Consider the following 12057-nt stretch of genomic DNA (forward strand, 5'->3'; position numbering starts at 1 on the left):
GCAACCGAGTGGAAATCCCATGCCGTCGATGATCCGATCCCTGCTTGCGGCCGCCGCCGTCCTGTCCGCCGTGTCCGGACCCGTTGGCGCGGCGCAGGCCTATCCCGACCACCCCATCACCCTGATCAATCCGTACGCGGCCGGCGGCCCGGCCGACGTGGTGGCGCGCAGCCTGGCGCGCGCGCTGGAAAAGCGGCTGGGCCAGCCGGTGGTGGTGGAGAACAAGCCCGGCGGGGGCGCGTCCATCGGCACGGGTTTCGTGGCCCGCGCCAAGCCGGACGGCTACACCCTGCTGCTGGGCACGTCCGCGGGCCACGTCGTGACGCCGCTGATGCAGAAGACGATGTACGACGGCATCAAGGCCTTTGCGTTCTGCTCGGTGGTGGCGGTGCAGCCCATCATGCTGGTCGTCAATCCGTCCCGCAACATCAAGACGGTGCCCGAGCTCATCGCCCGGGCCAAGGCGGAACCCGGCAAGCTCAGCTACGGGTCGGCCGGGGTGGGCGGCGCCACGCACCTGGGGGCCGAACTGTTCCAGCAGGTGGCGCACGTGCAGCTCAATCACATCCCCTACGCCGGCGCCTCGCCCGCGATCAACGACGCGGTGGGCGGCCAGATCGACCTGGCCATGTTGAACCTGTCGGCCAGCCTGCCGTTCATCCGCCAGGGCAGGCTGGTGCCGTTGGCCTACGCGGCCGACAAGCGGTCGGCCCTGCTGCCCGACGTGCCAACGCTGGACGAGGCCGGGGTGAAGGGCGCGCAGGCGGCCACCTGGTACAGCCTGGCCGCGCCCGCCGGCACGCCGGCCGATATCGTGCAGAAGCTGAGCGACACCGTCCGGAGCGTGAACGACGATCCCGACTACCGCCGCGTCATGCAGGACCAGGCGATAGAGTTGATGGCGCTGTCCCCGCAGGACGCCGACGCCTACGTCCAGAAGGATCGCGCCGACATGCAGCGCCTGTTGGGCACGCTGGGGCTGCTGGCCAAATGACCTCTACCTCTTCTTCGCCGCGCAGGGCGCCGAATCCATGAACTTCGATTTCAGCAAGCTGGCCTCGGCCGACGCCTTCAAGCTGCTATCCAGCGTGGTGGTGCCGCGGCCCATCGCCTGGGTGGTCAGCCAGTCCGCAGAGGGTGCGCTCAATGCCGCGCCGTTCTCGTTCTTCAATGTGGTCAGCAGCGATCCGCCCATCGTCGCGCTGGGCATCGGCCCGCGCGGCGGGGAATTGAAGGACACCTCGCGCAACATCCTGGAAACGCGGCAGTTCGTCATCAACCTGGTGTCGGCCGAACTGGCCGAGCAGATGAACCACACCAGCCTGGACTACCACGCCGACATCGACGAACTGGCGCGCGCGGGCCTGGCGACCGAACCGTCCCTGCTCGTGGCGCCGCCGCGCATCGCGCAAAGCCCGGCCGCCCTGGAATGCGAGGTCTGGCAGGTGCTGGATGCGGCGCCGCAGCGCGTGATCGTGCTGGCGCGCGTGGTGGCGCTGTACCTGCGCGACGACGCGCTGCTCAACTCCGACAAGTTCTATGTGGACACGCCGGCGCTGCGCCTTTTAGGCCGCATGCATGGCGCCGGCTGGTATGCGCACACCAGCGATCTTTTCCAGATGCGCGCCCCGGACGCGGCCAATGACCCGGCCGTGCGGCCCGCGCAGGGGCACTGACCGCCCCGCCCGACGTTGAATCTTTTTGGAGCCTATCGATGAAACTGCATTGGTCGCCGCGTTCGCCCTTCGTGCGCAAGGTGATGATCGTCCTGCACGAGGCCGGCATCGCGGACCGCGTGACGCTGGTGCGCACGCCGGTCGCGATGGACAAGCCCAACCTGGACCTGGTGCCCGACAACCCGCTCATCAAGCTGCCGACGCTGGTGCTGGACGACGGCACGCCGGTGTATGACTCGCGCGTCATCTGCGCTTACCTGGACGATCTGACGGGCTGCGGCCTGTTGCCCGCCGAACCCCGGGCGCGCCTGCTGGCCGAACGGCGCCAGGCGCTGGGCGACGGCTTCCTGGATGCGCTGCTGCTGTTCCGCCAGGAACGCAACAAGCCCGCGGAAAGGCAGACGCCGGCGTGGCTGGATGCCTTTGCACTGAAGACGAAGGCGGTGCTGGCCGCGCTGGAAGCCGAGGCCCCGGCGCTGCAGGCGTCCCGCTTTGACCTCGGGCTGATCGCCATCGGCTGCGCGCTGTCCTACATGGACTATCGTTTTCCGGACATCGCCTGGCGCGACGGGCATCCGGCGCTGGCCGCCTGGCACGAGCGCTTCGCCGCGCGCCCGTCGGTGGCGCGCACCCAGCCCGACGAAACCCCGTAAAGAAAGGACGATGATGAGCCGCATCCCGCTGCCCGACCCCGACAGCATGACCGATGACCAGAAGCGCGTGTACGAGAAGATCGTCTCGGGACCGCGCGGCCGTCTTGTCGGCCCCCTGCGCGCCGCGCTGCACAGTCCCGAACTGGCCGAGCGCTGGCAGGCGCTGGGCGCGCTGCTGCGCTTTGGCACCAGCCTGCCGCCCCGCGTCAGCGAACTCGCCATCGTGGTGACGGCGCGCCGCTGGAATAGCCAGATCGAATGGCACATCCACGCGCAGGCCGCGCGCGCCGCCGGCATTGCGGACGCGGTGCTGGACGCGATCCAGGCGCGCGCCACGCCGGTGTTCGACAACCGCGACGACGAAGTGGTCTACGAGTTTGCGCGCCAGATCCAGGAAACCGGGCAGGTCGAGCCCGCCCTGTACGCCCAGGCGGTGGAACGCTGGGCCGCCGTGGGCGTGGTGGAGCTGACGGCCGTCATCGGCTACTACACCATGGTCTCCATGACGCTGAACGCGCACGAGATCCCGATGCCGGACGAGGCGCCGCCGCCGCTGGACACGCCGCAAGAGGACGGCGGGCCGGCGCTCAGCCGGCTGGCGCCGCTGGGCAAGCGGGGGCAATCATGAGCGCCGCCGCCAGCGGGGGCCGGCAAGCCAGCCCCTACGTGCCCGACAGCGTCGAGACGCCGCGCATGCCGGTCGCGCCTGCACAGGCGCTGCCCGCGGGCGCCTGCGACACGCATTGCCACGTCTTCGGTCCCTACGACCGCTTTCCGCTGCAGCATCCGTCGTCCTACGCCGCGCCGGACGCCGCGGCGCCGCGCTACCTGCGCATGCTGGACACGCTGGGCGCGGCGCGCGGCGTGCTGGTGCAGCCGGCGCCCTATGGCACCAACCCGGATGCGCTGCTGGACGCGCTGGCGCAGGGCGCAAACCGCCTGCGCGGAATCGCCGTGGCCGATCCGACGGTCACCGACGCGCAGCTGCGTGATCTGTACGAAGGTGGTGTGCGCGGCCTGCGCTTTGTCGAGGCGCGCGACCCCGCCGGCAACCTGTTTCCCGGCAGCGTCGGATTCGACCAGGTTGCGGCGCTGGCGCCGCGCATGAAGGCGCACGGCCTGCACGCGCAGCTCTGGGCGCCCTGCGACACCTATCTGCGCCACCTGCCGGCGCTGGCGGGGCTGGACCTGCCGATTGTCATCGATCACCTGGGCAGTCTCGTGCCGGCGCGCGGCGAAGCGGATCCCGTCTTCCAGCTGCTGCGCGGATTGCTGGCCGACGGTCGGATCTGGATGAAGCTGACGGTGTGCCGCGTCGGAACCGCGCCGGATTACGAGAACGCGCGCTTCATCCATGACGCGTTCACGGCCGCCAACCCGCAGCAGGTGCTGTGGGGCTCGGACTGGCCCTTCGTGCGGATGGGCGCCGCCGCGCCGTCGGCCGACGCGCTGGTCGACCTGGCGCACGGCTGGCTGGGCAGCGATGCGCTGCGCCAGAAGGTCTGGGTGGAAAACCCCGCGCGGCTTTACGGCTTCGAGTAAGCGCCGGCGCGCCGACCCGCGCCTACGGGCTGGCGTGCCAGACGCCTTCGCCGCCGATCTCGCGCACCAGGGCTTCGATCTGCGCCGCCACCTCCATGACGGTGCGGCCGGGGCCCTTGGCGCGCGCGAACGCCATGGATATGATCCGGCTCATCGTCGGATCGCGCAGGGCCGCGATGCTGAGCCGGCCTTCCTGCACCTCCTGCCAGACGGCATGCAGCGGCAGCACGGTGTACATCTTCTCGTGTTCGACGATGGACTTCATCAGCGGCAGCGAGTCGGCCTCGATCAGCGGCGCAATGGTGATCTTGCGCGCCCGCGCCAGGCCGTCCAGCGCGTTGCGCAGGCCGTTGGGGGCGCCGGGCAGGATGAAGGGCAGGCCGTCCAGCTGGTCGAAGGTGATTTCGCCGGCCTGGGTGCGCGCATCGCCCGCCGCGCCGACCAGATAGGAATCCACGTAGGCCAGCACCTGTTCGCCGGGCGGGCACTTGTCGCCGTAGCGGTACAGGATGGCGATGTCCACGCGGCTGTCCGTCAGCCATTCTTCGATCTGGCCGCTTGAGCCTTCCAGGATCTTCAGGTGAACCTTGGGGAACTGCTGGCGCAGCCGCGAGAACAGCCTGCGGATGAGCGGATGCGCCGTGGACGGCAGCAGCCCCAGCGTGACCTCGCCGGCGGGCTCGCGGGCCTCGCCGTTGAGTTCCAGTTCCAGCCGTTCGGCGTCGCCCAGCAGCGTCTGCACCAGCGGAAACAGGCGTTCGCCCACTTCCGACAGGTGCACGCCGCGGCCGGTGCGGTTGAAGAGCCGCGCATTGCACTCGCGTTCCAGCGCGTTGATGCGGCGGCTCAGCACCGACTGGTCCTGGTCCAGGTACAGGGCGGCTCGCGTGATGCTGCCCAGTTCCGCGATGGCCAGGAACGCCCGCCACTTGTGCAGGTCGGCGGTGATGTCCAGGCTCAGGCCCGTGGCTTTGGCAGATGGCATGGTCGAAAGTCGGCGGTCGGGGGATTCGGCATAAGCGTACGGCAAAAGCGTCCGGCCATGGCGCTATTCCAGGCCCAGCTTGCCGCGCCGGATGACCTCGCCCCATTTCTTCGATTCCGCCTCCATCAGCGCGCGGTAGGCGTCGGGCGTGGTGGCCACGGGGATGGCGCCCTGGTCGATCATCTTCTGCCGCAGGACCGGGTCGGCCAGCGACTTGGCGATCGCGTCCGACATCTTGTCCACGATGTCCTTGGGCGTGCCGGTGGGCGCGATGATGCCGTAGTTGGATTCGACGATGATGCCGGTAAAGCCGGCCTCTTTCGTGGTGGGCACGTCGGGCAGCCCCTCGAAGCGCTCGGGGCTGGCCACGGCCAGCGCGCGCAGCTTGCCCGACTTGATGAAGCCCAGCGCCGCCGACGCGTCGCCCGGGAACATCTGCACTTCGTTGGCCAGCAGCGCCGTCACGGCCGGCGCGGCGCCCTTGTAGGGCACGTGCATGATGTCGATGCCGGTCTGCTGCTTGAGCAGCTCGCCGCCCAGGTGCGGCGTGGTGACATTGCCGGCGGAGCCGTAGTTGTATTTGCCCGGCTGCTTTTTGGCGCTGTCCACGAACGCCGCCAGCGTCGAATCCGGCAGCGACGGATTGACCATGATCACCTGCGGGATGCGCGCCACCAGCGACACGTACTGGATCCTGGACACGTCGTAGGGCACCTTCATGACGTGCGGCAGGCCCGTGATGGCGCCGGGCACGCCGAAGCCGAAGGTGCTGCCGTCGGGCGTGGCGCGCACGGTCGCGTCGACGCCGATGGTGCCGCTGGCGCCCGCCTTGTTCTCGATCACGATGGTCTGGCCCAGGCGCTGGCCCAGGCTCGGCGCCAGCAGGCGCGCCAGGTTGTCCACCGAGCCGCCCGGCGGGTAGGGCACGATCAGGCGGATGGGCTGGCTGGGCCACGGCTGCGCGGCCTGCGCGGCGGGCGCGGCCGCCGCGCCCAGGATCATCGCCGCCACCGTCAACGCGGTTGCTTTCTTCATTTGTCTCTCTCCTGATGCGCCGGCTCGGGCCGGCGCGTTGTCGTTGTCATGCGCCTTGCAGGCCCAGGACCTGTTTGGCGTAGATGTTGCGCTGGATCTCGTTGGTGCCGCTGAAGATGGTGGCCGCCAGCGCGTTGACGTAGGGTGCCAGCGCATGCACGTTGCCGTTGCCATAGCCCAGGCGCATCGCCGCGCCGCCGTATTCCTCGGCGATCTGGATCAGCAGGGCGCCCAGCCGTTCATGCGTTTCCGTCGCCCAGATCTTCAGCAGCGACAGCTCGGGCGGCAGCGCGCGTCCTGCCTTGGCCATGTCCGCGAAGACGCGGTACATGGCGGTCAGGTCGGCGCTGTCCAGCCGCAGTTCCGCCAGCCGGTCGGCGAATGCCGGGTCGGCCAGCAGGCCGCGCTGGCGCGCGATGCTGAAAATCTGCTGCAAGGCGTGGCTGGCATGCTTGGGGCTGCCGCTGAACAGGCGCTCGAAACCCAGCAGCGCCTTGGCGATGCCCCAGCCCGCGTTCAGCTCCCCGACCAGGTTGGCGCGCGGCACGCGCACCTGGTCGAAGAACACCTCGCAGAATTCCTCGTGGCCCGACAGCGTGCGGATCGGCCGGCGGCTCACGCCCGGGCTGTCCAGGTCCACCAGCAGGAAGCTGATGCCGGCCTGTTTCTTGACCGTCTTGTCGGTGCGCACCAGCATGAACATGTGCGTGGCGTCCTGGGCCAGCGTGGACCAGGTCTTCTGGCCCGTCACCACCAGTTCGTCGCCGTCGATCACGGCCTCGCAGCGCAGCGAGGCCAGGTCCGAACCGGCGTTTGGCTCCGAGTAGCCCTGCGCCCACACCGCCTCGCCCGACAGGATGCCGGGCAGGAAGCGCGCGCGCTGGTCGTCGGTGCCGTGGCGGATCAGGATGGGGCCCAGCATGACCAGCCCCTGGTCCGGCGCGCGCGCCACGCCGTAGCGTTCGGCTTCTTCGATGAAGGCGATCTGCCGGGCGGGGGACAGCGCCATGCCGCCATGCTCGCGCGGCCACGACGGCGCGATCCAGCCCTGGCGCGACAGCGTGTAGTACCACGCCTTGATCTCGTCCCAATGCAGCCGCCACGGCACGTGCCGCAGGTGCTCCGGGTAATGGGCGCGGAAGAACCGGCGCAGCAGCTTGCGGAATTCGGCTTCGGGCATGCCGTTCCAGTCCGCGTCGCGGGGAAACTCGGCGTGCGCGGCATCATCCCCGTCGTCGTCGGCCGGCGGCGCGGGATCCGCCGCCAGCGCGCCGTAGCGCTGGCGGTGCGCGGTGGTGTTGCCCAGCCAGGCGCCCAGGTGCAGGGCGCTGCGGAAATACAGGCTGACGTCGCATTCGTCGGTATAGCCGATGGCGCCATGCAGCTGGATGGCCAGCCGCGACGCCTCGATGCCGGCGCGCGCGGCGCGCGCCTTCACCCGGCTGGCCGCGGCCTTGCGCGCCTTGGCGTCGGCGGGCGCGGCCGCAATGGCGTTCAGCGCGTCCAGCAGGCTGTTGGACGCCAGTTCGGCCTGCATGGCCGCGTCCACCAGCCGATGCTGCAGCGCCTGGAACGACGACAGGAGCTGGCCGAACTGCTTGCGCGTATTCAGGTAGGCCACCGAATCTTCCAGCACCTGCCGCGCGACGCCGACCAGCTCGGCCGATTGCATCAGCCGGCCGTAGTCGATGGCCTCGTCGACGGCGTCCAGCACCCCTTCGCGCGACAGCAGCGCATCGTGCGGCACGACGGCGGATTCAAGGACCAGATGGCACGCCGCGGAGCCGTCCGCGCGCTCGTGCGCCTGCACGGCGACACCCGGCGTGCCCGTGGCGACGTAGAAGAGCGCCGTGCCCTGTTCGCCGTCCGCCGTGACCAGCCAGCCGTCCGCGTCGGCGCCCGGAATGACGTGGCGCTTTTCGCCGTTCAGCACGTAGGCGCCTTCCCGCGCCGTGACGGTGACGCCGAAGGCGCCCGCGGCCTCGCCGGCCTCGAGCTGGCCTTCGGTCTCTTGCCAGGCCAGGCCCACGATCCGGGTGCCGGCGCAGACTGCTTCCAGCAGCCGGTCGCGCGCTCCGGCATCGCCGGCCGGCGTGATGCCCGCCAGCAGCGCCGTGCTCAGCACGCCGGCGCCGGCAAGCGGTTCGGGCAATTGGGCGCGGCCCGCTTCTTCCATGACGGCCGCCATCGCGTGCCAGCCCAGGCCGAGGCCGCCGCGGGCTTCGGGCACGCTCATGCCCAGCCAGCCGACCGCCGCGATCTCCTGCCAGTACTCGCGGTCGAGCGCCGCCGCGCGGCGCTTTCGCTGGCGCTGGTCGCGGCGTTGAAGAAAGTCCCGCGCGCTGTCGCGGATCTCTTCGATGAGTTCATGGTCCACGGCGCTCATACGATGCCCTCCGCGTGCAGGCGCTGGACTTCCTCGGCGGACAGCCCCAGTTCGGCGCGCAGGATGTCGGCGGTGTGCTCGCCCAGCATGGGCGGCGGCAGGCCGGCCGAGATCGGCGTGCCGGAGAAGTGGATGGGATTGCGGATGACCGGCATGCTGCCCAGCCGGGGATGCTCCACACTGCCCAGGACTTCGCGGTGCCGCACCTGCGGGTCCTCGAATACCTGGTCCATGGTGTAGATGGGGCCGCAGGGCACGTTGGCGGCGGCCAGGGCCTGGTTCCAGTCCGCGACGCCGCGCGCCAGCATGGCGGGCTCGATCAGCCGGGAAAGCTCGGCCTGCGCCGCCGCCCGCTTGGGGTTGGTGTCGAAGCGCGGATCCTGGGCCAGCGCGGGCAGGCCGATCACGCTGCAGAAGCTGCGGAACTGCGAGTCATTGCCCACGGCCACCATCAGGTGTCCGTCGCGGCACTCGAAAGCGCGGAACGGCGCCGTGATCTGCGAGGCCGAGCCCATGCGCGCGGGCAGCTTGCCGCTGGCCAGGTAGTTCATGCCGATGTGCGAGATGGCGGCGATCTGCGCATCCAGCAGCGCCAGGTCGATATGCTGGCCCACGCCGGAGATCTGGTCGCGATGGCGCAGCGCGGCCAGGATGGCGGACACCGCATAAAAGCCCGCGGTCAGGTCGGACACCGAATAGCCCGCCTTGACCGGCCCCGCGCCCGGCTCGCCGTCGGGCACGCCCGTGACGCTCATCAGTCCGCTCATGGACTGGAAGATGGGGTCGTAGCCGGGCAGATGGCTGTAGGGCCCGGTCTGGCCGAAGCCCGTGATCGAGCAATACACCAGCCGCGGATTGAGGGCGGACAGCGATGCGTAGTCCAGCCCGTAGCGCCGCAGGTCGCCGGCCTTGAAGTTCTCGATGACGATGTCCGCCTTCTGCGCCAGCTGGCGCACCAGCGCCTGGCCTTCGGGCCGCGAGATATCGACGGTCAGGGATTTCTTGCCGCGGTTCATCGCGACGAACGACGAGGTTTCCTGGCTGGGCGTCCCGTCGCGCCCGGGCATGGGATAGCCCTGGTGCCGCACGTCGTCGCCGCGCCCGGGGCGCTCCACCTTGATGACGTCGGCGCCGAAGTCGGCCAGCATCTGCGCGGCCCACGGTCCGGAGAATACGCGGCTCAGGTCCAGGACCTTCACGCCTTCCAATGCACTGGTCATGTCGGCCCCCTTATTTGCCCTGGAACACGGGGGCGCGCTTTTCCAGGAAGGCGCGCCGCGCCTCCTGGGCGTCCTCGGTCTTGGCGATGGCGGCTGTCATGTCCTGTTCGTAGCGGTAGCCGTCGCGCAGGCTCATGTCCTCGATGGCGTTGAGCGTCTGCTTGGCCAGCACGGTGGCCAGCGGGCTCTTGGATGCCAGTTCGCGCGCCAGCTCCATGGCGCGTCCCATCAGCGCGTCGGCGGGCACGGAAGCCTCGACGATGCCCAGGCGGTAGAGTTCGTCGCCGTCCACGCGCAGCCCGGTCAGCATCATCCGGCGCAGGCGCGAGTGGCCGAACAGGCGCATCCCGTGCCGTCCGCCGCCCAGCAGCCCCACGTTGATCTCGGGCAGGCCCACGACCGCATCGGAGGCGGCCAGCAGGATGTCGCACGAGGCCACGATGGCCAGGCCGGCGCCCAGCGCCGCGCCGTTGATCGCGCCGACCACGGGCTTGGCGCATTCGCGGATGGCGTGAAAGCACTCGCGCGTGCGGCGCGAATGCTGCGGCAGGTCGCCCGGCCCCTTGATGGTGGCGGCGCGGTTCTTCAGGTCCGCGCCCGCGCAGAAGGTCTTGCCCTGGCCCGACAGCACCACGGCGCGCACCTCGGGCGTTTCCGAGATGCGGTCCAGCACCCAGGACAGCTCGTTCATCATCTCGGTGCTCAGCGCGTTGACGGGCGGGTTGGCCAGCAGGATCGTCGCGACGCCGCCCTCGATCGTCACGTCCAGCGCCGTGTAGGGTCCTGCCAGGTTCTCCGGCATGCTCATGTCTCTCTCCTTGTTGTTCAGATGATCTTGCGGTCGCGGTAGTCCTGGATCTGCTCGGCGGACAGGCCCAGCTCGCCCAGGACGTCGGCGGTGTGCTGGCCCAGCAGCGGCGGCGCGGCGTCCGCGCGCAGCGCCGAGTTGCCGAAGCGCAGCGGGTTCATCACCTGCGGCACCGAGCCGGCGACGGGATGGGGCAGGCGCCGCAGCATGGCGCGGTGCGCCACCTGCGGGTCTTCGAAGACTTCGGGCACGGTGTTGATGGAACCGGCGGGCACGCCGGCCTGTTTCAGGGCCGCCAGCCAATGGGCGCGCGGCTGCGTGGCGAAGATGGCGTCCAGGACGGGATCCAGCGAGTCCTGGTTCCGGACGCGCTGGCTGTTGGTGACATAGCGCGGGTCCCGGGCCAGTTCCGGCTTGCCCAGCATGCCGCACAGGGTGGCGAACTGGCCGTCGTTGCCGACCACGATCACGATGTCGCCGTCCGCGCAGGCGAACGTGCGTTGCGGCTGGATGTTGGGATGCGCGGTGCCGGTGCGGCGTGGCACCTTGTTGCCCAGCAGGAAGTTCATGGCCTGGTTGGCCAGCAGGCCGACCTGCACGTCCAGCATCGCGACGTCGATGTATTCGCCCTGGCCGGTCTGCGCGCGGCGCAGCAGCGCCGCCACGATGCCCAGCGCGGCGTACACGCCGGTGGTCAGGTCCACGATCGGCACGCCCACCTTCTGGGGGCCGCCGCCGGGCTTGTCGTCGCGTTCGCCGGTGACGCTCATCAGGCCGCCCATGGCCTGGATCAGGAAGTCGTACGCGGGCTCGGCGGCGCGCGGCCCCGTCTGGCCAAAGCCGGTGACCGAGCAGTACACCAGGCGCGGGTTGATCCTGGACAGCGATTCGTAGTCCAGCCCCATGCGCGCCAGGGTGCCGACCTTGTAGTTTTCCAGCACCACGTCCGCGTCGCGCGCCAGCTCCTTGACCAGCGCCTGGCCTTCGGGCGTTTGCAGGTCCAGCGTGATGGAGCGCTTGCCGCGGTTGGTGGCGATGAAATAGGCGCCGTCCGTGGTGTCCTGGCCGTGTTCGTCCTTCAGGAACGGGGGGCCCCACGAGCGCGTGTCGTCGCCCTGGCCGGGCCGCTCGACCTTGATGACGTCCGCGCCCAGGTCGGCCAGGATCTGGCTGGCCCAGGGGCCGGCCAGGATGCGGCTCAGGTCCAGCACTTTCAGGTTTGATAACAGCGGCTGCAAAGCCTTCTCCTTGACTGCGGTGATGTGCAGGCAGTCTAGGATTCGACGGGCTCCGGAGGAGGAGCCCGGGGGCGCAAAGCTGTTATGCGGTTCGCGCCGCGCCAGGGCGGCGCGGGCGACAGGGAGGGGAAGGGACGGCCGCGCTTACCTGCCGGTGTCGGGGTAGTTGGGGCCAGGGTCGCGGAAACCACCGCTGCTGTAGGGGTTGACCGCGCCGGGATGGGGCGGGCCGCCCTGGCCGGGCGTGCATCCGGCCAGCAGAAGGGCCGCGGCCAGGAGGGAAAGCAGATGCTTCAACGAGGATTTCATAGGGGTCTCCTGCGTCTGCCCCTCAGCAGGCGCGTGGCTAGCAGCGTATGGGACGATTATAGGGCGGCGCATCCGGGGTGGGGCGCGGAAAACGAACAGGGCGGCCACCCCCCATGGATTCCCCCCACTTAGTTACCGCGCGTTGCGCGCAGTTATTAAATTTGGGCGGAAACAGCCCCACGACCAAGCTGTTATACCGGCCGGC

The 12057-nt window shown here is 69.9% G+C and carries 12 protein-coding genes; 5 read left to right on the forward strand and 7 right to left on the reverse strand.

From position 1 onward, the window contains the following. Window positions 1-28: 28 nt before the first annotated feature. The 5 genes from ABE485_RS18100 to ABE485_RS18120 are packed head-to-tail and all read left to right on the forward strand — an operon-like array spanning window position 29 to window position 3871. The gene (locus ABE485_RS18100) at window positions 29-994 is read left to right on the forward strand and encodes a Bug family tripartite tricarboxylate transporter substrate binding protein (protein ID WP_346516664.1); all 966 of its coding nucleotides are present in this window, start codon (window positions 29-31) and stop codon (window positions 992-994) included. Between the two features lie 37 nt (window positions 995-1031). Further along, complete coding sequence (locus tag ABE485_RS18105; protein ID WP_346516652.1) at window positions 1032-1676, forward strand: flavin reductase family protein; 645 nt, start codon at window positions 1032-1034, stop codon at window positions 1674-1676. A gap of 38 nt (window positions 1677-1714) precedes the next feature. Beyond that, window positions 1715-2329: a glutathione S-transferase family protein gene (locus ABE485_RS18110; protein WP_346516653.1), complete on the forward strand. Its 615-nt coding sequence runs from the start codon at window positions 1715-1717 to the stop codon at window positions 2327-2329. A 13-nt stretch (window positions 2330-2342) separates the two neighbouring features. Continuing rightward, complete coding sequence (locus ABE485_RS18115) at window positions 2343-2957, forward strand: carboxymuconolactone decarboxylase family protein (RefSeq protein WP_346516665.1); 615 nt, start codon at window positions 2343-2345, stop codon at window positions 2955-2957. After that, window positions 2954-3871, forward strand: a complete 918-nt coding sequence (locus ABE485_RS18120; protein WP_346516654.1) for an amidohydrolase family protein — start codon at window positions 2954-2956, stop codon at window positions 3869-3871. Before ABE485_RS18115 ends, ABE485_RS18120 begins: the two co-directional genes overlap by 4 nt. 22 nt (window positions 3872-3893) lie before the next feature. On the opposite strand, the gene ABE485_RS18125 is transcribed toward ABE485_RS18120, so the two are convergent. The 7 genes from ABE485_RS18125 to ABE485_RS18155 form a co-directional block, all read right to left on the reverse strand. Then, window positions 3894-4856 carry a LysR family transcriptional regulator gene (locus ABE485_RS18125; RefSeq protein ID WP_346516655.1) on the reverse strand — a complete coding sequence of 321 codons (963 nt, stop codon included), beginning with the start codon at window positions 4854-4856 and terminating at the stop codon, window positions 3894-3896. Window positions 4857-4919: 63 nt separating this feature from the next. Further along, entirely contained in the window at window positions 4920-5891 is a 972-nt protein-coding gene (locus ABE485_RS18130) for a Bug family tripartite tricarboxylate transporter substrate binding protein (protein ID WP_346516656.1), read from the reverse strand. Between the two features lie 46 nt (window positions 5892-5937). Then, entirely contained in the window at window positions 5938-8277 is a 2340-nt protein-coding gene (locus ABE485_RS18135) for an acyl-CoA dehydrogenase (RefSeq protein WP_346516657.1), read from the reverse strand. Continuing rightward, window positions 8274-9497, reverse strand: coding sequence for a CaiB/BaiF CoA transferase family protein (locus ABE485_RS18140; protein ID WP_346516658.1), 1224 nt, complete (start codon window positions 9495-9497; stop codon window positions 8274-8276). Before ABE485_RS18140 ends, ABE485_RS18135 begins: the two co-directional genes overlap by 4 nt. 10 nt (window positions 9498-9507) lie before the next feature. Beyond that, complete coding sequence (locus tag ABE485_RS18145) at window positions 9508-10305, reverse strand: enoyl-CoA hydratase/isomerase family protein (RefSeq protein ID WP_346516659.1); 798 nt, start codon at window positions 10303-10305, stop codon at window positions 9508-9510. Window positions 10306-10322: 17 nt separating this feature from the next. Continuing rightward, the gene (locus ABE485_RS18150; RefSeq protein WP_346516660.1) at window positions 10323-11543 is read right to left on the reverse strand and encodes a CaiB/BaiF CoA transferase family protein; all 1221 of its coding nucleotides are present in this window, start codon (window positions 11541-11543) and stop codon (window positions 10323-10325) included. Window positions 11544-11687: 144 nt separating this feature from the next. Then, a complete protein-coding gene (locus ABE485_RS18155; RefSeq protein WP_346516661.1) occupies window positions 11688-11852 on the reverse strand; it encodes a hypothetical protein in 165 nt (54 codons plus the stop codon). Between the last annotated feature and the right edge of the window lie 205 nt (window positions 11853-12057).

Source organism: Achromobacter spanius, assembly GCF_039673305.1.
In the GTDB taxonomy this organism is placed as follows: Bacteria; Pseudomonadota; Gammaproteobacteria; order Burkholderiales; family Burkholderiaceae_B; genus Achromobacter; species Achromobacter spanius_F.